This is a genomic window from Paraburkholderia sp. BR10923 (assembly GCF_040948765.1).
In the GTDB taxonomy this organism is placed as follows: Bacteria; Pseudomonadota; Gammaproteobacteria; order Burkholderiales; family Burkholderiaceae; genus Paraburkholderia; species Paraburkholderia youngii.
In genome coordinates this window covers 122,683-142,597 of record NZ_JBFPKO010000012.1, presented here as the reverse complement: position 1 = coordinate 142,597, position 19,915 = coordinate 122,683, and the positions used below count along the sequence as shown (strand labels likewise).

Sequence of the window (19,915 nt, the reverse complement as noted above, 5' to 3'; positions counted from 1 at the left end):
ATGTCGACGTATCGATTCAACGAAGACTTCGTCTGGGGCGTGGCCACCAGTTCCTACCAGATCGAAGGCGCAGCGCATGAGGACGGCCGCGGCCCGTCGATCTGGGACGCATTCTGCAAAGTGCCGGGCAAGGTCGTGAACGGCGAGAACGGCGATGTCGCATGCGATCACTATCACCTTCTCGAGGAAGACCTCGATCTGCTGGCTGAACTCGGCGTCAATGCTTACCGCTTTTCGATCGCGTGGCCGCGCGTGCAGCCGACTGGACGCGGCGCATTCAACGACAAGGGTCTCGCGTTTTACGATCGTCTCGTCGACGGTTTGCTCGAGCGCGATATCCAGCCGTTCGCGACGCTGTATCACTGGGACCTGCCGTTGTCGCTGCAGCATACGCAAAACGGCTGGGAAAGCCGCGACACCGCCTATCGCTTCGCGGACTACGCGCGCAAGATCGGCAGCGTGCTCGGCGACCGCGTTGCATCGATCGCGACGCACAACGAGCCGTGGTGCACCGCATGGCTCGGCAACGCGACCGGCTATTTCGCGCCGGGCAACGCCGATCTGAAGAAAGCCGCGCACGTCGCGCACCATCTGCTGTTGTCGCACGGTCTCGCGTTGCAGGCGTTGCGCGCCGATGGCGTGAAGGCGCCGCTCGGCATCGTTCTGAATCAGTCGCCGGCGCATGGCGCAACGGATTCGCCTGAAGACCAGGCCGCCGCGTCGCTCGAATACGCGAAGTTCGTGCGCTGGTACATGGACCCCCTGTTCAAGGGCGAGTATCCGGCCGAGGCGCTGGAATGGTATGGCGCAAACGGTCCACAAGAGGCGATCCTGAGCGGCGACTTCGACGTGATCGGCACGCCGATGGACTTCCTCGGCATCAACTACTACACGCGCATCTTCGCGAGCGCATCGGGCGAGAAGCGTCCGCCGGGCGTGCTCGGCTTCACCGATATGGATTGGGAAGTCTATCCGCAAGGCCTGACCGAATTGCTGACCCGCATCAACGCCGACTACAAGCTGCCGCCAATCTACATCACCGAGAACGGCTGCGCGGCGAAGGACGTGCTGGCTAACGGCCGCGTGCATGACGCCGAGCGAGTGCGCTTCTATGACCTGCATCTGGCCGCGTTGTCGGACGCGGTGAGACAGGGCGTCGACGTGGCCGGCTATTTCGCCTGGAGCCTGATGGACAACTTCGAATGGGCGTCGGGCTACGACAAGCGCTTCGGCATGGTCTACGTCGACTATGCGAGCCAGGAGCGCACGCTGAAGGACAGCGCGTTCTGGTATCGCGACGTGATCGCGCAACACGCCGGCGTCGCAGCCGTGCGCTGACGCGCACGCCCGGCGGCGGGCGCACCGAACCTCGCGTGGCGCGACAGTAGTGGGGCAGTGGGATAGCGTCACGCGGGGTCTGCAAGTACAAGGACTGAGGAGGAGGAGGCATCAAATGGGCGAACTCGTATTGCGCAACGTCTCGAAGACGTATGGCGAAGGACCGCAGGTGATTCAGGGCATCGATCTGCATATCCCGGACGGCCAGTTCACGGTCTTCGTGGGACCGTCGGGCTGCGGCAAGTCGACGATGCTGCGCATGATCGCGGGGCTCGAGTCGATAACGGGCGGCGACATTCTGATCGACGGCGTACGCGTCAACGATCTGCAGCCTACGGACCGCGGTATCTCGATGGTGTTCCAGAGCTACGCGCTCTACCCGCACATGACGGTCGCGGAAAACATGGGCTTTTCGCTGAAGCTGTCGGGCAAGTCGAAAAATGAAGTACGCGAGGCGGTGGGCCGTGCTGCCGAGATCCTGCAGATCACGCATCTGCTCGAGCGCAAACCGAAGGCGCTGTCGGGCGGCCAGCGCCAGCGCGTCGCGATCGGACGGGCGATCGTGCGCAAGCCGCGCGTGTTCCTGTTCGACGAACCGCTGTCGAATCTCGATGCGGCGCTGCGCGTGCAGATGCGTATCGAACTCGCGAAGCTGCATCGCGAACTCGGCACGACGATGATCTACGTCACGCACGATCAGGTCGAGGCGATGACGCTCGGCCAGCAGATCGTCGTGTTCAACAAAGGCCACATCGAGCAGACCGGCGCGCCGCTCGAACTGTATGAGCGACCGGCGAACCGCTTCGTCGGCGGCTTCATCGGTTCGCCGCAGATGAACATACTGGCCGCGACGCTGGTGTCGCAAAGCGATACGCAAACCGTCGTGGCGCTCGCCGGCGCGAGCCAGCGCATCGTGCTGCCCGGCCGGTCGACGCAGTCGCTGAGCGGCGAGCTGACGCTCGGGGTGCGCGCCGAGCATCTGGGCATCGGCTCGCTCGACGACGGTCTCGCCGCGCGTGTCGAACTGGTCGAGCATCTCGGCGACGTGTCGCTGCTGCATGCGCGACTCGATGGCATGGCGCACGCGATCACGCTGAAGCTCGACAAGAAGGACGCGCAGCATGCGGTCGGCGCGCGCGTCGGGATCAAGGTGGCGTCGTCGTCGGTCACGCTGTTCGATGCGGACGGCGCCGCGGTGAGTCTCTCGCGACCCAAAGTCGGCGAGGACGTAGGCGCGGTCGTTTGACAGGCCGATGCCGACGAGCGAGCACCAGCACACCGATGGCGGATAGCGCGATGGAGAAAAATGTAGCGAAGGACGATGGCGCGGCCGCGGCTAGCGGCCCGTCCGGGCAGCGGTATGCGCAGACGCCTGGTGAAACGGCGGCTGCCGCGGACCGCGGGCAATCGGCTATCGAACGAGCGCCGCAGCAGCGAGGAAGGTTGAAGAAGCCGCGCGAATCGCTGCATGCGTGGATCGTACATTTCGATGCGGAGCCTTCATCGAGGCCACCTGCATCGGACGACGAAGAGTGAGGCAAAAGCAGGGATGTCGTTAGTTGGTCTGCATCAAATATTATGCTTTGCTGTCTATGCCTTGCACGGAGCTTTCATCCTTGCTGGGCTTGGCTTTGAGGGTCGGGTCGGGTGGTTCCGGATAGTGGTTCCGAGCTTAGGTTAACTCCGCATGGCGGCGGCGGGTCGGGGCCATTAACATCCGCTAACGTTAAGGGTAACGTTCCGGCTGTTTACATCTATTCGAAGAGCTAAAACACGGAGCAGACATTGAAACCCGAGACGCGTCGCGCTCCTGTCCGGCACGACCCTGTATGGCCGGAGCGTTCTGCGTAAAACGTATCGATTAGATGGAAGCGCAGCGGTTGCGCGCAGGGATTGGCGCTACCGGTGCGGGCTGTGCCGCGGTTACGGCAATCGTCGCCGCGAGTTGGACGGGAGTTCGAGGGAGCTCCTGGCAGTAGGTTGGGAAGAAGTGCCTGAGAGCAAGGTTGATAAAGAATGTCGGGCCGCGCATCGCGGGCGTTCGCATGCGCGCGCGTCGGCCCGACACAAAAAATAACCGTTGGAATTTTGCTGGGTGGAGAGCGTCATGGAAAAGCGAGTATCTAAAGCCATCTTCAAGTCCCGGGCCTGCGAGCTGTTCCGTCAGGTCGAGGCATTGGGCGAAACCGTGGTCGTCACCGACCGCGGGCAACCCACCATCGAAATTCGGCCGTATCGCAGCAAACAGGAAAATCCGCTCGAGCTGCTGCGCGCGTCGATTACGCATTTCAATCTGAAGCATGCGTTGCAACCGGTCACCGCCGACCAGGAAGAGTAATGATCACGCTCGACACGCTTGCGCTCGTGTGCTGGCTCGGCAGGCAGAAAGCGCTGAGCCAGGCCGCGCACGATGCGATCGATCGGGAGCTCGCCGGCGGCGAGATCCTGATCTCGGCGATCAGCGCGTTCGAAATCGCGGAGTTCGTGAAGGTCGGCAGTCTCGGGCTGTCGATGGACGCGCGCAGCTGGATGTCGACGTTTCTGTCGCTAGACGGCGTGCGGATGATTCCGGTCGACACCGAGATCGCGTTTCGCGCGGCCACGCTGCCGCCTTCGCTCAGCTTGCATCAACGCCTGATCGTCGCGACCGCGCGCACGCATGGCGGCGCGCTCGTGACTTCGGATGCGAAGGTGCGCGCGTCGACTTACGTCGAAACGATCTGGTGACGGCCGCGGCGCTGCTTGGTGCGGACAGGGCCGGTGGAATCGCGCACCACCAGTTCCGCCGGCAGCGTGATGCGCTGCGAAGCGGCGTCGATCCCGGCGATTTGCGCGAGCAGCGTGTTGACCGCCGAGCGCGCCATTTGCTGGAACGGTTGACGGATCGTGGTGAGCGCCGGATGGAACTGCTCGGACATCGGGATGTCGTCGAAGCCGATCACCGAGATGTCGTCCGGCACGCGCAGGCCGGCTTCGCGAATTGCGGCGATTACGCCGAACGCGCTCTGGTCGTTGGCCGTGAAGATCGCGGTGGGGGGCTCGGCGAGGTTCAGCAGATCGAACGTGACGTCGAACGCCATCATCTGCGACAGGTCGCCCGCGGCGACCAGCGAGTCTTCACGCGGCAGGCCGAGACGAGCCAGCGTGTCGTGGTAGCCGCGTTGCCGGTCGCGCACACCTTCGATCGTTTCGTCGCCCGCCAGAAACGCGATCCGCTTGTGACCGAGCTCCGCCAGGTGTTCGACCGCGAGACAGGCGCCGCCGTAGTTGTCGACCGACACCGACGGGAAGCCCGTCAGCGTGCCGCGCTGATCGACGACGACGACCGGCACCTTCGCGGTGGCGAGCGCCTCGAGGCACAGCGACTCGCGCGGAAGAATCGCGAGGATGCCGTCGGAGAATTGCTGGATCAGTCCGAGCAGGTCGTGATGCGTATGACGATCTTCGTCGAACACCGTGTAGACCAGCATCTCGCAGCCCGCGCCACGCGCCGCGCGGCCCGCGCCGAGAATCAGTTCGCTGGAGAATTGCGTGTCGAGCGTCGGCGTGATGATGCCGATGATGCCATTGCGGCCACCCGACAGTTTCTGCGCGGTGCGGTTGACGACGTAACCGATGTCTGACGCGATTCTCAGTACTTCGTCACGGGTTTCGCGCGACACGCCAGGACGGCCGTTCAGAGCGCGCGATGCGGTCATCTGGGACACCCCGGCAAGCTTGGCGACGTGCTCAAGTGTGGGGGTTTGCCTTGCCATGCGGGTCGGAGCTGTGCGAGAGGTCATTGGATGGGTCGACTCGCTAATCGCGTTAGCGATACCGTTTATGTAGTCGCTATTCTAGCAGAACCCTATATATTTCCGCTTTCCCACAATCAATCAATCTTATGCAGGTGTTGCGTCGCAGCCCGCCGAGACCAGGTAAAATCCCGCATAGCCTTACTTCCCGCATCGACCTAACATTCACTAACGTTAAGGCTAACGTTAACGTTTCGGCGGTTTCTTAAAAATCCACAAGAGGGGACACACACATGGCGTACCCGGCGTTGTTTAAAGCGCGGTCCATTGTCGGCGCGACGGCGCTGCTGTTTTCGTTGTCTGCAGTTGTTTCGAACGCCCTAGCGGCGGACTCCAAGACGATCACGGTATGGGACCAGCAGACCAATGCGTCGTCGAGCAAGATCATTCGCGACGCGTCGGATCGATTCGAAAAGGCGGTTCCGGGCTACAAGGTCGAGAATTCGCACGTGCTGAACGAAGCGTACAAGACGAAGCTGAAGGTCGCTTTCGGCGCGAACCAGCCGCCGTGCGTGTTCGAGAACTGGGGCGGCGGCGGCCTGCACGAGTACGTGAAGTCCGGCCAGATCGCCGACCTGACGCCGTACCTGACCAAGGACCCGGCGTATCGCAACCGCTTCATGCAATCGTCGTGGGATGTCACGACATTCGACGGCAAGACCTACGGTGTTGCTGCCGAAAACGCAGCGGCCGCGGTGATTTTCTACAACAAGGAAGTTTTCAAGAAGTACGGCATCACGCCGCCGAAGACGTGGGATGAACTGATGCACGTCGTCGACGTGCTGAAGCAGCACAACGTTGCAGCGTTCTCGCTCGCGAACAAGAACAAGTGGACCGGTTCGATGTACTACATGTACCTCGTCGACCGTATCGGTGGTCCGCAAGTCGTGAAGGACGCGATCGCAGGCAAGGGCAAGGGCTTCGAAGATCCGGCGTTCGTCGAAGCCGGCAAGCGCATTCAGGAGCTCGTGAAGGCTGGCGCGTTCGCACCGGGCATCAACGGTCTGGATTACGACTCGGGTGCGTCGCGCCGTCTGCTGTACACGGGCAAGGCCGCCATGGAGCTGATGGGCGCCTGGGAAGCTTCGACGATCGCGAACGAAAACCCGACGTTCTCGAAGGATCTGGACTTCTTCCCGTTCCCGAGCGTGCCGGGTGGCAAGGGTGACCCGCGCGACCTGATCGGCACGGTGGGCGACGGCTTCCTCAGCATCTCGGCCGAGTGCAAGACGCCGGACGCAGCATTCAAGCTGATCCAGGCACTGACCGACGAACAGGCAATGCAGGCTCGCGCGTCGGATGACCACAAGCTGCCGCCGGTCAACAACGTCAAGATCGAGGATCCGTTCACGCAGCGTCTGCAGCAACTGCTGGCCGCGGCTCCGAGCGTGCAGCTCTGGTACGACCAGGCACTGCCGCCGGCCCTCGGCGAAATGCACAAGGACACGACGCAGGCGCTGTTCGGCCTGTCGGTGACGCCTGAAGCTGCTGCGCAGCAAATGGAAGCCGCTTCGAAGAAGGGCGGTTAATCTCCAGTCTCAAAGAAAAGTCCGGCCAGCACCGCAAGGTGCCGGCCGGCATACAAGCCCGTGAATATCGCACTTTCCGCTACACCCGAACGCCGGCTGAGATTCTCATCGCAAACGCTCGTCACGGTGGTGTTTCTTGCACCGTCGCTGCTGCTGCTGGCCGTGTTCCTGCTCTATCCGCTCGTCTCCAGCCTGCGGCTGTCGCTGCTCGACTGGAACGGCCTCGGCAACACTGCCCGTTATATCGGGCTCGCGAACTGGGAGCGGCTCGCGCACGACATGGTGTTCTGGCAATCGCTGCGGAACAACGTGATTCTTGCTGTCGCATCGATCGTCATCCAGCTTCCGATCGCGCTCGCGCTCGCCGTGCTGCTGGAAAAGGCCGGCCGTGGCTCGCGCTTGCTGAAGGTTCTGTATTTCCTTCCTCTGTTGATGTCGAGCGTGGCGATCGGCGTGCTGTTCAAGCAAATCTACGATCCGAATTTCGGTCCGGTCAACGTCGCGTTGCAGGCATTCGGGCTCGATGGCCTCGCGAAGGACTGGCTGGGCGACCCGCATTTTTCGCTGGGCGCGACGATTGCCGTGATCATCTGGCAGAACGCGCCTTTCTACATGATTCTGTTCCTCGCCGGGCTCTCGTCGATGCCGGCCGAGGTCAACGAGGCTGCGCTGCTCGACGGCGCATCCGAATGGACCATTTTCTGGCGCATCAAGCTGCCGCATCTGCAGGGCACGGTGCGCACGGCAGTGCTGCTGTCCGTGCTCGGCTCGCTGCGTTACTTCGATCTCGTCTTCGTCATGACCGGTGGCGGCCCCGAAGGCTCGTCCGAGGTGATGGCCACCTACATGTATCGCACGGTGTTTAGTTCGTTCCAACTCGGCTACGGCAGCACCATCGGCTCGGCGATGTTCCTTATCGTCATCACGGTGGCGGCGGTGTCGATGTACTTCACCCGCCGTTATGCAACCGAGGTCTGAACCATGAACAAGAAACTACGCTTCCCCCGCGTCGGGATTCCTCTGCTGGCACTGATCTGGCTGGCCGTCACGACGATTCCGTTTCTCTTCATGGTCGCGTCGAGCCTGAAGAGCCAGGAGGAGACTTTCGCGACGTCCGTGTGGGCGCCCCCGAGCCATCTGTACTGGGGCAATTACGCGGCTGTGCTGCAGGGGCCGTTCTTCACTTATTTCCGTAACAGCGTGTTCACGGTGGGCGTGTCGGTGCTGCTGATCGTCATCATCAGTGCGATGGCGGCCTACGTGTTTGCGCGCTTGCGCTTCTCGCTGAACAAGACGCTGTTCGGACTGGTGGTCGCCGGCATGATCGTGCCGCTGCATGCGACGCTCGTGCCGATCTATCTGCTCACGCGCAACCTCGGCCTCTACGACACCGCGTTCGCGCTGCTCGGCCCGTATGTGGCGCTCAGTCTGCCGGTGTCGATCTTCATCCTGACCGAGTTCATGCGCCAGATTCCGCGCGAGCTCGAAGAAGCTGCGCAGCTCGACGGCTGCAGTCCGTTTCGCATCTTCTGGCGGATTTTCTTCCCGCTTTCGGCACCGGGGCTCGCCACTGTGACGATCTTCAACGGCATTGGCCTGTGGAACGAGTTCATCTTCGCGTACATGCTCACGTCGACGGCCGAGCACCGTACGCTGCCGCTCGCGATCTGGGACTTCATGGGGCAATACGCGTCGAACATTCCTTCGATGCTGTCCGTCCTCGTGCTCACCTCGTTGCCGCTGATCGTTGCCTACGCGTTCGGTCAGGAGCGCGTGATCAAGGGGATGATGGCTGGCTCGCTCAAGGGCTGATCCGCATCGCACACCACCTCGAATCGTGTGGGCCGCAGTGGCCCGCACACCGAACTTCGCAAAAACGACATGGCAAGCATCTCTCTCACTAACGTACAGAAGTCCTATACGAGCGGTAACTCGGTGATCCGCGACGCCAACCTCGAAGTCGGCAAGGATGAATTCTGCGTGTTCCTCGGGCCGTCTGGCTGCGGCAAGTCCACGCTGCTGCGCATGATTGCCGGCCTCGAATCGATCACCGACGGCGAACTGCGCATCGACGGTGAACTGATGAACAACGTCGAACCCGCGAAGCGCCAGGTAGCGATGGTGTTCCAGAACTACGCGCTGTATCCGCATATGAGCGTGTACGAGAACATGGCGTTCGGTCTGCGTCAGGCGAAAGTCGACAAGGCCATCATCGACAAGAAAGTGCGCAGCGCCGCTGCCGCACTGCAACTCGACAGCTATCTCGAGCGCCGCCCCGCTGCGCTGTCCGGCGGCCAGCGCCAGCGCGTGGCAATCGGCCGCGCGATCGTGCGCGAGCCGGGCGTGTTCCTGTTCGACGAGCCGCTGTCGAATCTCGACGCCGCGCTGCGCGTGCAAACGCGTACTGAAATCGCCCGTTTGCATCGCGAGTTCAACCGTGCGAGCGCGGTGTACGTCACGCACGACCAGATCGAAGCAATGGCGCTCGCCGACAAGATCGTGCTGCTGCACGCCGGCGCGGACATGGAAAAACACGGCAGCATCGCGCAGATCGGCGCGCCGCTCGATCTGTATCACCGGCCGAAGAGCCGCTTCGTCGCGGGCTTCATCGGTTCGCCGAAGATGAACTTCATGCCGGCCACGGTCCTCGCGGTCGACGAAAAGGGCATTCAGGTAGAACTGACCACAGGCGAGCGCGTGCGCGCCGAGGTCGACGGCCGCAGGCAGCGGGTCGGCTCGCAGGTCACGCTCGGCATCCGGCCGGAGCATCTCGCCCTGCCGTCGGCGCAGCCCGGCGTGCAGACGATTCGCTGCGCCGTGCGTCTGGTCGAGCGGATGGGCGAGCACAGCTACGTGCACGTGGACGGTGGCGTGCGAGACGGCAACACGATGATCGCCAAACTGCCCGGCGACGGTGGCGTGAACCACGACGAACGCGTCGAGTTGGCGTTCGCACCGCACGCGTGCCACGTCTTCGACGACAAGGATTTCGCGCTGCCGCGTCTGCACTGATCCGCTTGTGACCGCGCTCGCTGCGCGAAGCGGGCAAGCGCGGTCCCACTGAATCGCGTCGCTAGACGCACCGAACGACCCGCAGCCGATCAAACACCGCGAATCTCGAGTCGCGGCCGCGTTCGGTCGATTAGCAGGACTGCGAAGTACGGAAAGTTATCTGAAATGGAACCGGATGGCTCCGGGCCGAAGCAAAGCCCTGCCGCACGCTTGTCAGGAACTACGGATTTGTCGGCGCTTCATGCGCTTCGTACACCAGCATAAATAAAAGGAGTTTTCGATGTTGCTTCGCCAAAGTGAGATGCCGCTCTACCGCAGTCCCGCCGCAACCGTAGAAGAGCGCGTGGCCGATCTGCTCGCGCGCATGACACTCGACGAAAAGATTGCGCAGCTTCATGCCGCGTGGCTGGTGCTGTCGGCCGATGGCAATCACAAGGCGCGTAGCATCGATTTCGCGCAGAGTGCCAACCAGATCACGGTCGACGAAATCTTGCAATATGGCCTCGGCCAGATCACGCGTCCGCTCGGCACGCATACGGTCGATCCGAAGGAAGGCGTGCGCGCGCTCAACGAACTGCAGCGCAAGATGGTCGAAGATACGCGCCTCGGCATTCCGGTGATGGCGCACGAGGAGTGCCTCGTCGGCCTCATGATCAAGGACGCGACGCTGTTCCCGTCGCCGTTGAACTATGCAGCGACGTGGAATCCGCGACTGGTCGGCGAAGTCGGCACGATCATCGGCGAGCAGGCGCGTTCAATCGGCTGTCACCAGGGGCTAGCGCCGGTGCTCGACGTGTCGCGCGATCCGCGCTGGGGCCGCACCGAGGAGACGCTCGGCGAAGACCCGTATCTGGTCGGCGTGCTCGCTTGCCATTACGTGAAAGGCCTGCAAGGCGAACAGCGCGATCTGCTCGCGACGCTCAAGCATTTCGTCGGTCATTCGGCGAGCGAAGGCGGCCGCAATCATGCGCCGGTGCATGTCGGTCCGCGCGAGCTCAACGACGTGTTCATGCTGCCGTTCGAAATGGCCGTGAAGCTCGCGAACGCGGGCTCGGTGATGCCCGCGTATCACGACGTCGATGGCGTGCCTTGCCATGGCGATCGCACGCTGCTGCACGACACGCTGCGTGAGAAGTGGGGCTTCGACGGTCTCGTCGTCGCGGATTACGCGGGCGTGGACCTGCTTTACAGCCATCATGCGGTAGCGCGCGACAGCGCGTCGGCCGCGGCTCTCGCGTTCAACTCCGGCCTCGACGTCGAGCTGCCGGGCCACGAGTGCGCGGTGCATCTGAAGGAGGCGCTCGAGCGCAACGAGATCACCGAAGCGACGATCGACACCGCCGTCACGCGCGTGCTGCGCGTGAAATTCCAGCTCGGCCTGTTCGAGAATCCGTATGTCGATCCCGAACGCGTCGACGTGAAGAGCGCGGCCGCGGGCGATACCGCGTATCAGGTCGCGCTCGAATCGGCGGTGCTGCTGCGCAATCAGGGCGACGTGCTGCCGCTCGACGCGAACGGCGCCGACAAAATCGCGGTGATCGGCCCAACCGCCGACGATCCTCTCGCGCTGCTCGCCGGCTACAGTTTCCCGGTGCATCTCATCAACAGCGGCGAGCAGTCCACTGCTTCGATCGCGACGCCGCTGCGTTCGCTGCGCGCGTTGCTCGGCAATGAGCGCGTGATTCACGCGCAGGGCTGCGACATCATCAAGGAACGCCGCGCGGGCGCGCCGGTGTTCCCGGGCGACGTGTCGCTCGATCTGACCGGCGACGCGCATTGCGACGAACTGATCAGCAAGGACACCGACGGCATCGCGGCGGCGGTCGAGGCCGCCCGGCAAGCCGGCGTCGCGCTGGTGTTCGTCGGCGATCTGGCGGGCCTGTTCCAGTCCGGCACGGTCGGCGAAGGGTCCGATACCGACAGCCTCGACCTGCCGGGCGTGCAGCAGGCGTTGCTGCAGGCGGTGGTCGACAGCGGCACGCCGACGGTCGTCGTGATGACGGGCGGCCGCCCGTACAATCTCGGCGGCCTCGAAGATCGCATCGCCGCGCAGATCATGGCGTTCGCGCCGGGCGAGCGCGGCGCCGAAGCGCTGGCCGATCTGCTCGTGGGCCGCGCCAACTTCAGCGGCCGTCTGCCGCTGTCGGTGCCGAAGAGCGCGGGCGCCGTGCCGTACGTGTATAACCATCGTCTGAAAAGCGCTGGAACGCCGATTGCATACCATTTCGGTTGCCGCTATCCGTTCGGCTTCGGTCTCGGCTATACGCAGTTCCGTTACGGCGATCTCGCGCTCGCGCACAGCGAAGTGCCGATCGAAGACGGGACGATCGAGCTGAGCTTCACGCTCGACAACATCGGTGCGCGCGACGGCACCGAGATCGTGCAGATCTATGTGCGTGACCGTCACGCGTCGGTCGCGCGGCCGGTGCGCGAGCTGAAAGCGTTTGCGCGCGTGCCGCTCGCGGCCGGTGCCTCGGCGCGTGTGCGCGTGAAGCTGCCGGTCGATATGCTTAACTTCACCGACGCGCGCGGCGAGCGTATCGTCGAGCCCGGTGATTTCGATCTGCTCGTCGGCAGTTCGAGCCGCGACATTCATCTGAGCGGCACGGTCGCGGTCGCGGGCTCCGCGACCAGAACGCTCGAACGCAACTGGCGCATGCTGAGCGAAGTCGAGATCGTGGCCTAAGCGGCGGGTCGGGGCGGCGAGTGCCGCCCTGTGTGTGGTCCTACTCGTTTCAAGTGGAAAATCTGATGTCGTACGCAACCTATCCAAGCCTGGCGGACAAAACCATCGTCGTAACCGGCGGCGGCAGCGGGATCGGCGCCGCGATCGTCGAGGCCTTCGCGCAGCAAGGCGCGCGCGTGTTCTTCCTCGACGTCGCCGAGCACGATTCGCTCGCGCTGCAGGAAACGCTTCGCCACGCGAAGCATCAACCGCTGTTCCGCCGCTGCGACCTGAAAAATGTCGATGCAATCGAAAGCACGTTTGCGGCCATCGTCGAAGCGGCAGGTCCGATCGATGTGCTCGTCAACAACGCCGGCAATGACGACCGGCACGAAATCGGCGATCTCACCGCGAGCTACTGGGACGACCGTATCGCGGTGAATCTGCGCCACCAGTTCTTCTGCGCGCAAGCCGCCGCGAACGGCATGCGTCGCGCGGGGCGCGGCGTGATCCTGAATCTGGGCTCGGTGTCGTGGCATCTCGCGCTGCCGAACCTCGCGATCTATATGACGGCCAAGGCCGGCATCGAAGGGCTCACGCGGGGTCTCGCGCGCGATCTGGGCGGCGCGGGCATCCGCGTGAACTGCATCATTCCGGGTGCGGTGAAGACGCCGCGGCAAATGCAGCTGTGGCAATCGGCGGAGAGCGAAGCGAAGGTCGTCGCGAGTCAGTGTCTGCAACTGCGCATCGAGCCCGAGCACGTCGCGCGCATGGCGTTGTTCCTCGCGTCCGACGACGCGTCGCGCTGCTCCGGTCGTGATTACTTCGTCGACGCAGGGTGGTACGGAGAATGAGCATGCCGGTACCTGTGTGCGTATGGGCGGTCGGCGCCGAACTGGCTGAAGGGCCGCTGTGGCAGGCCGCCGAGAACGCCGTGTATTTCGTCGATATCAAGGGGCGCCGGATTCATCGGCTGTCCGTCGCGACCGGCGAGCAGCGGACGTGGCAGGCGCCCGACCAGCCCGGTTTTCTGGCGCCGCTCGCTAACGGCACGTTCGTGTGCGGGCTGCCAGGCGGCCTGCATCGCTTCGATCCGGCGAGCGGGGAGTTCAGCAAACTCGCCGACGTCGAACCCCATCTGCCGGGCAACCGCCTGAACGACGGTTTCGTCGATGCCCAGGGGCGCTTGTGGTTCGGCTCTATGGACGATGCCGAAGAGGCGCCGAGCGGCACGCTGTATCGCGTGAGCGAGCGAGGCGCGGCGATCGCGCAGGACGATGACTACGTGATCACGAACGGCCCGGCGATGAGCCCGGACGGCCGCACGCTGTATCACAACGACACGATGCGGCGCGTGGTCTATGCGTTCGACGTCGCCGCGGACGGCACGCTGTCGGGCAAGCGCATCTTCGCCGCGATCTCGGGCGACGGCCATCCCGACGGCATGGCCGTCGATGCCGACGGCTTCCTGTGGATCGCGCTGTTCGGCGGCTGGCGGATCGAGCGTTACTCACCGGCGGGCGAACTGGTCGATCAGGTGCCGTTGCCGTGCGCGAACGTGACGAAGCTCGCGTTCGGCGGCGACGATCTGCAAACCGTCTATGTGACGACCGCATGGAAGGGGCTGACTGCCGTCGAGCGCCAGCATCAGCCGCAGGCGGGCGGGCTGTTCTCGTTCCGAGCACCAGTGGCGGGACAGGTTCATGCTCGCTGCACGGTGGGCTTCGAGCGTTAAGACGACAAAACACAGCGACAGGACAAGCCGCAATACGCAACCCTGACGTTGCCTGGTCGCTCCGCAAGGAGCGGCCCGCTATCATGTGCGTTCCATGACTTCCGCGCATTCGCCCCGATTCCTATCATGACGTCCAGGCCGCCAGTCCCGCCCCGCATGTCCGATGTTGCCGAACGTGCGGGCGTCTCGAAGATGACCGTGTCGCGCGTGCTCGCGGGCCGCAACGTGTCGCAAGCGACCCGCGAACGCGTGCAAAAGGTCATCGACGAACTCGGTTACGTCGCCGATGCGGCGGCGGGCGCGCTGTCGTCGGGACGCTCGGAGTTCGTCGCGGTGCTGGTGCCGTCGCTGTCCAGCTCGAACTTCTCCGACACCGTGCGCGGCCTGAATGCCGCACTGAATCCGCATGGTCTGCAACTGCTGCTCGGCGATACGGACTACCTGCTGGAACAGGAAGAACTGCTGGTGCGCTCGATGCTGCGCCACCAGCCGCGCTGCGTCGCTTTGACGGGCGGCCGGCACACCGACGCGACGCGCATGCTGTTGCAGCGCGCCGGTATCCCGGTCGTCGAAATGTGGGATTTGCCCAGCGATCCGATCGATACGGTCGTCGGCTTTTCGAACTCGGCGGCGGCGCGCGCGATGGTCCGCCATCTGCACGAGCGCGGTTATCGCCGGATCGGCTTTATCGCGGGCGCCAGCGAGCGCGACCGGCGCGGGCACGACCGGATGCGCGGCTACGTCGCCGAAGTCAAGGCGCTGGGACTCGGCGAGCCGCGCGTGATCCGGCTTGGCGATTCGCCGATCACGATGAGCCACGGCGCGCCGGCGATCAGCGCGTTGCTGGACACGTGGCCCGATACCGAGGCCGTGATGTGCGTGAGCGACATGTCGGCGTTCGGCGCGATCATGGAGTGCCATCGGCGCGGGCTGTCGGTGCCGGGCGACATCGCGGTTGCCGGTTTCGGCAACTTCGAGGTGTCGTGGTGCTGTCAGCCGAGCATCACGACGGTATCGGTCGATGCGTACGGCATCGGCCTGCGCGCCGGCGAGACGCTGCTCGCGGCGCTCGCTGACCGCGAAGCCGGCGGCGTGCATCGCAGGAAAGCGGTGAAGATCGATTTCACGGTGATTGCGCGCGATAGCGCGTAATGGGCGCGTCGCTGAATTCGCAAGCCGCGAACGCGTCGAACTACCCCTTAATCAGACAGATCAGGGATATCCCTTGGTTGTCCGGACGGTAGGCCGGGCGTAACATCCACAGCCAGAAATGTTACCGGTAACTTTGCCGGCAACGGCATTTGCCAACAAAACACGCTGATGGAGAAACGAATGACCGCTGTACCGTCCGCCATCGCCGCGCCCAGCGCGCGCGTCGACGAGTTCGAGGAAAGGACCTATCGCAAGGTCGTACGCCGGCTGCTGCCGATACTGTTGCTGTGCTATGTGGTTGCGTATCTGGATCGCGTGAACGTCGGCTTCGCGAAGCTGCAGATGCTCGACGATCTCGGCCTGTCCGACACGATGTACGCGATCGGCGCGAGCGTGTTTTTCTGGGGCTATTTCATCTTCGAAGTGCCCAGCAACGTGTTTCTGCATCGCTACGGCGCGCGTTTCTGGATCGCGCGCATCATGTTCACGTGGGGGCTCGTGTCGATGGCGCTCGCGTTCGTCGCGCCGCTCGCGCAGATCGCGCACGTCGAAACCGCGACGATGTTCTACATCCTGCGCTTCCTGCTCGGGCTCTGCGAGGCTGGCTTCTTCCCCGGCGTGATTCTGTATCTGAACTTCTGGTTTCCCGCGCAGCGCCAAAGCCGCGTGATGTCCGGCTTTCTGATCGCGATGCCGGTCAGTCTGATGCTCGGCGGGGTCGTGTCGGGCTGGCTGATGGAACATACGGCGGGCCTGCTCGGCTATCAGGGCTGGCAATGGATGCTGCTGATCGAGGGCGTGCCGTCGCTGCTGACCGCGTTCGTCGTGTACTTTTCGCTCGACGACGGCATCGACCGCGCCCGCTGGCTCACGCCGCAGGAAAAGAGCCTGCTCGCGGCGAATCTGCAGCGCGAGAGCGCGCACAAGACCGCGCGCTTCGGCTCGGCGGTGCGCGATCCGCGCGTCTGGCTGCTGGTCGCGATCTTGCTCACCTTCAATACCGGCTTCTACGGCCTCGCGTTCTGGCTGCCGTCGATCATCAAGGCGACCGGCGTACAGGACCCGCTGCATATCGGCCTGTTGACCGCGATCCCGTACGGCGTGGCGATCGTCGCGACGCTCGCGAACGCCGCGCATTCGAAGAAGACCGGCGAGCGGCGCCTGCATGCGGCGATTCCGGCGCTGATCGGCGGAGTCGGTCTGATCATGAGCGCGGCTTTGGCGCATCATGTGGTGTGGGCGATCACGTTTCTGACGATCGCCACCGCTGGCATCCTCGCGTTGATGCCGATTTACTGGACGTTCCCGGGGCAGTTGCTGTCGGGCGCCGCGGCGGCGGCCGGCATCGCGATGATCAACGCGATCGGCAATCTGTCCGGATTTACTGGTTCGATGATCACCGCCGTGGCCAAAAACCTGACCGGCGACATCAACAACGGCACCTACGCACTCGGTGCGTGTCTGCTGGTCAGCTGCGTGCTGATCCTGCTCGTGCCGCGCACGATGCTGACGCGGGCCACGTCGAATGAAGACAGCGCGCCTGGCCGCGAGACGGCGCGGGCACGGAAACACGCAGAGCACGCATAAGCGCGTATCAGCAACCCTCACCCAGACAGAGAGACACGCATCATGTCAGCATCCACCCCGCGCCGGCTGCGCAGCCAGGAATGGTTCGACGATCCCTCGCATGCGGATATGACGGCACTGTACGTCGAGCGATTCATGAACTACGGTCTGACGCGCGAAGAGCTGCAGTCGGGCCGGCCGATCATCGGCATTGCACAGACGGGTAGCGATCTCGCGCCGTGCAACCGCCATCACATCGAACTGGCAGCGCGCACGAAGGGCGGCATTCGCGACGCGGGCGGCATTCCGATGGAGTTTCCGGTGCATCCGCTCGCCGAGCAAAGCCGCCGGCCGACCGCCGCGCTGGACCGCAATCTCGCGTATCTGGGCCTCGTCGAAATCCTGCACGGCTTTCCGCTCGACGGCGTCGTGCTGACCACCGGCTGCGACAAGACCACGCCCGCGTGCCTGATGGCCGCGGCCACCGTCGACATGCCGGCGATCGTGCTGTCCGGCGGCCCTATGCTCGACGGCTGGCACGACGGCAAGCGCGTCGGCTCGGGCACCGTGATCTGGCATGCGCGCAATCTGCTCGCGGCCGGCGAGATCGACTACGAAGGCTTCATGGAGCTGACCACCGCATCGTCGCCGTCGATCGGTCACTGCAACACGATGGGCACCGCGCTGTCGATGAATAGCCTCGCCGAAGCGCTCGGCATGTCGCTGCCCGGCTGCGCGAGCATTCCGGCCGCATATCGCGAGCGCGGCCAGATGGCCTACGCGACCGGCAAGCGCATCGTCGATCTGGTGCGCGAGGACGTGCGGCCGTCGAAGATCATGACGAAAGAAGCGTTCGAAAACGCGATCGTGGTCGCATCGGCGCTCGGCGCGTCGACCAACTGCCCGCCGCATCTGATCGCGATCGCGCGGCACATGGGCGTCGAGCTGAGTCTCGACGACTGGCAGCGCGTCGGCGAGCAGGTGCCGCTGATCGTCAACTGCATGCCCGCGGGCGAATATCTCGGCGAGAGCTTCCATCGCGCGGGCGGCGTGCCGGCGGTGATGCGCGAGCTCGCGAAGGGCGGCCTCGTGCACGAGGAATGTCTGACGGTGTCGGGCCGCACGATGGGCGAAATCGCGGCCGCCGCGCCCGCACCGGACCGCGAGGTCATCAAGACGACCGAGGAACCGCTGAAGCACGGCGCGGGCTTCATGGTGCTGTCGGGCAACTTCTTCGACAGCGCGATCATGAAGATGTCGGTGGTCGGCGATGCGTTCCGCAAGACCTATCTGAGCGAGCCGGGCGCGGAGAACACCTTCGAAGCACGCGCGATCGTGTTCGACGGCCCCGAGGACTATCACGCGCGCATCAACGACCCGGCCCTCGAAATCGACGAGCATTGCATTCTCGTGATTCGCGGCACCGGCACGGTCGGCTATCCGGGCAGCGCCGAGGTCGTCAACATGGCGCCGCCGGCGGCGCTCGTGCGCCAGGGCATCACGTCGCTGCCCACACTGGGCGACGGCCGTCAGAGCGGCACGTCCGCGAGCCCGTCGATTCTGAACATGTCGCCGGAAGCGGCGGTGGGCGGCGGCCTTGCGCTGCTGCGCACGAACGACCGCATCCGTGTCGATCTGAATTCGCGCAGCGTGAACGTACTGGTCGACGAAGCCGAACTCGCGCGACGCCGTGAAACCGTGAAGTTCGAGATTCCGGCCGCCCAAACGCCGTGGCAGGAGCTGTACCGCAAGACGGTCGGCCAGCTTTCGACCGGCGGCTGTCTGGAACCGGCGACGCTTTATCTGAAGGTGATTGCCGAGCGCGGCAATCCACGGCATTCGCATTGACCTGCAGGTGACAAGGCCGGACTTCGCACGCAAAGCGACGCCCGGCCTTGCCCGTTTCTCCACTTATTCGAAAGAGCCCATCCCATGTCCGCAACTTCCTCCTCCAGCTTTCTTCCCGGCGATCTGAACGACGCGCTGCTGATCGGCCGCGTGTGGCGCAAGACCGAGCAGCATGAAGGACCGTGCGTGGTCGTCGTGCGCGGCGGCGAGGTGTTCGACATCACCGCGAGCGTGCCGACCACCGCCGATCTATTCGAACGCGACGATGCCGCGCAATTTGCGCGCAGCGCGCCGGGCGCGCCGCTCGGGCCGGTCGCGCAACTGATCGACGCAAACCTGCCGGGCGCGAGCACCCCCGCCGTGCGCCTGCTCGCGCCGTGCGACGTGCAGGCGATCAAGGCCTGCGGCGTCACGTTCGCGGTGAGCCTGATCGAGCGCGTGATCGAGGAGCAGGCCGGCGGCGATCCGGCGAAGGCGAAGGAAGTGCGCGAGACGATCGCATCGACGATCGGCACCGATCTGTCGAAGATCAAGCCGGGCTCGGAGGCCGCGATGAAGCTGAAGGCCGAGCTCGAGCGTCGCGATGCGTGGTCGCAATACATGGAAGTCGGCATCGGTCCGGACGCCGAAGTATTTTCGAAATCGCAGCCGATGTCGGCGGTCGGCTTCGGCGCGGACGTCGGTCTGCTCGCCGCGTCGGTGTGGAACAACCCGGAGCCGGAGATCGTGCTCGCGGTGAATAGCCGCGGCAACATCGTCGGCGCGACGCTGGGCAACGACGTGAACCTGCGCGACATCGAAGGGCGCTCGGCGCTGTTGCTCGGCAAGTGCAAGGACAACAACGGCTCGTGCGCGATCGGCCCTTTCGTGCGGCTGTTCGACGACACCTTCTCGCTCGACTCGGTGCGCAGCGCGAGCGTGTCGCTGCGCGTCGAAGGCACCGACGACGAGTTCGTGCTCGACGGCGTGAGCCATATGAGCGAGATCAGCCGCGACCCGGCCGACCTCGTCGCGCAGACCTGCGGCCGTCACCATCAGTATCCGGACGGCTTTATGCTGTTCCTCGGCACGATGTTCTCGCCGATCAAGGACCGCGACGCGCCCGGCGCCGGGTTCACGCATCACCTCGGCGACCGCGTGACGATTTCGACGCCGCAGCTCGGCGCGCTGACCAACACGGTGCGCCTGTCCACCGAAATCGAACCGTGGACGTTCGGCGTGCGCGCGCTTTATCGCAACCTCGCGGCTCGTGGCCTGCTGGTTGCTCAATAACTGG

The 19,915-nt window shown here is 64.2% G+C and carries 16 protein-coding genes; 15 read left to right on the top strand and 1 reads right to left on the bottom strand.

All coding sequences use genetic code 11. The features are described 5' to 3' along the window. From AB3X94_RS22830 to AB3X94_RS22815, 4 genes are all read left to right on the top strand, one after another. On the top strand, nucleotides 1–1,338 hold the full coding sequence (locus AB3X94_RS22830; protein ID WP_368612792.1) for a GH1 family beta-glucosidase: 1,338 nt from the start codon (nucleotides 1–3) through the stop codon (nucleotides 1,336–1,338). Between the two features lie 115 nt (nucleotides 1,339–1,453). Beyond that, complete coding sequence (locus AB3X94_RS22825; RefSeq protein WP_368612791.1) at nucleotides 1,454–2,584, top strand: ABC transporter ATP-binding protein; 1,131 nt, start codon at nucleotides 1,454–1,456, stop codon at nucleotides 2,582–2,584. An 861-nt stretch (nucleotides 2,585–3,445) separates the two neighbouring features. Next, on the top strand, nucleotides 3,446–3,676 hold the full coding sequence (locus tag AB3X94_RS22820) for a type II toxin-antitoxin system Phd/YefM family antitoxin (protein WP_013093946.1): 231 nt from the start codon (nucleotides 3,446–3,448) through the stop codon (nucleotides 3,674–3,676). Continuing rightward, on the top strand, nucleotides 3,676–4,065 hold the full coding sequence (locus AB3X94_RS22815; protein ID WP_018433686.1) for a type II toxin-antitoxin system VapC family toxin: 390 nt from the start codon (nucleotides 3,676–3,678) through the stop codon (nucleotides 4,063–4,065). The genes AB3X94_RS22820 and AB3X94_RS22815 overlap by 1 nt, the downstream gene beginning before the upstream one ends. Here the strand turns inward: AB3X94_RS22815 and AB3X94_RS22810 are convergent. Next, nucleotides 4,044–5,093 (bottom strand): LacI family DNA-binding transcriptional regulator, encoded by a 1,050-nt coding sequence (locus tag AB3X94_RS22810; RefSeq protein ID WP_176111585.1) that lies wholly within the window; start codon nucleotides 5,091–5,093, stop codon nucleotides 4,044–4,046. The two genes, AB3X94_RS22815 and AB3X94_RS22810, sit on opposite strands and share 22 nt — an antisense overlap. 335 nt (nucleotides 5,094–5,428) lie before the next feature. On the opposite strand from AB3X94_RS22810, the gene AB3X94_RS22805 reads away from it, so the two are divergent. The 11 genes from AB3X94_RS22805 (at nucleotide 5,429) to AB3X94_RS22755 (ending at nucleotide 19,911) form a co-directional block, all read left to right on the top strand. Continuing rightward, nucleotides 5,429–6,661 carry an extracellular solute-binding protein gene (locus AB3X94_RS22805; protein ID WP_246392326.1) on the top strand — a complete coding sequence of 411 codons (1,233 nt, stop codon included), beginning with the start codon at nucleotides 5,429–5,431 and terminating at the stop codon, nucleotides 6,659–6,661. Between the two features lie 60 nt (nucleotides 6,662–6,721). Beyond that, the gene (locus AB3X94_RS22800) at nucleotides 6,722–7,639 is read left to right on the top strand and encodes a sugar ABC transporter permease (protein WP_312883693.1); all 918 of its coding nucleotides are present in this window, start codon (nucleotides 6,722–6,724) and stop codon (nucleotides 7,637–7,639) included. 3 nt (nucleotides 7,640–7,642) lie between these two features. After that, nucleotides 7,643–8,473 (top strand): carbohydrate ABC transporter permease, encoded by an 831-nt coding sequence (locus AB3X94_RS22795; RefSeq protein WP_176111587.1) that lies wholly within the window; start codon nucleotides 7,643–7,645, stop codon nucleotides 8,471–8,473. Between the two features lie 69 nt (nucleotides 8,474–8,542). Next, the gene (locus tag AB3X94_RS22790) at nucleotides 8,543–9,673 is read left to right on the top strand and encodes an ABC transporter ATP-binding protein (RefSeq protein ID WP_176365351.1); all 1,131 of its coding nucleotides are present in this window, start codon (nucleotides 8,543–8,545) and stop codon (nucleotides 9,671–9,673) included. Between the two features lie 280 nt (nucleotides 9,674–9,953). Continuing rightward, nucleotides 9,954–12,359 carry a glycoside hydrolase family 3 N-terminal domain-containing protein gene (locus AB3X94_RS22785; RefSeq protein ID WP_176111589.1) on the top strand — a complete coding sequence of 802 codons (2,406 nt, stop codon included), beginning with the start codon at nucleotides 9,954–9,956 and terminating at the stop codon, nucleotides 12,357–12,359. A gap of 65 nt (nucleotides 12,360–12,424) precedes the next feature. Then, entirely contained in the window at nucleotides 12,425–13,192 is a 768-nt protein-coding gene (locus AB3X94_RS22780) for an SDR family NAD(P)-dependent oxidoreductase (protein ID WP_176111590.1), read from the top strand. Next, entirely contained in the window at nucleotides 13,189–14,073 is an 885-nt protein-coding gene (locus AB3X94_RS22775; protein WP_368612790.1) for an SMP-30/gluconolactonase/LRE family protein, read from the top strand. Before AB3X94_RS22780 ends, AB3X94_RS22775 begins: the two co-directional genes overlap by 4 nt. A gap of 156 nt (nucleotides 14,074–14,229) precedes the next feature. Continuing rightward, complete coding sequence (locus AB3X94_RS22770; RefSeq protein ID WP_368592106.1) at nucleotides 14,230–15,225, top strand: LacI family DNA-binding transcriptional regulator; 996 nt, start codon at nucleotides 14,230–14,232, stop codon at nucleotides 15,223–15,225. A gap of 180 nt (nucleotides 15,226–15,405) precedes the next feature. Continuing rightward, complete coding sequence (locus tag AB3X94_RS22765; RefSeq protein WP_176111593.1) at nucleotides 15,406–16,812, top strand: MFS transporter; 1,407 nt, start codon at nucleotides 15,406–15,408, stop codon at nucleotides 16,810–16,812. Nucleotides 16,813–16,854: 42 nt separating this feature from the next. Further along, nucleotides 16,855–18,639 (top strand): IlvD/Edd family dehydratase, encoded by a 1,785-nt coding sequence (locus AB3X94_RS22760; protein ID WP_368612789.1) that lies wholly within the window; start codon nucleotides 16,855–16,857, stop codon nucleotides 18,637–18,639. Between the two features lie 84 nt (nucleotides 18,640–18,723). Then, the gene (locus AB3X94_RS22755; RefSeq protein ID WP_368612788.1) at nucleotides 18,724–19,911 is read left to right on the top strand and encodes a fumarylacetoacetate hydrolase family protein; all 1,188 of its coding nucleotides are present in this window, start codon (nucleotides 18,724–18,726) and stop codon (nucleotides 19,909–19,911) included. The last annotated feature ends 4 nt before the right edge of the window (nucleotides 19,912–19,915 follow it).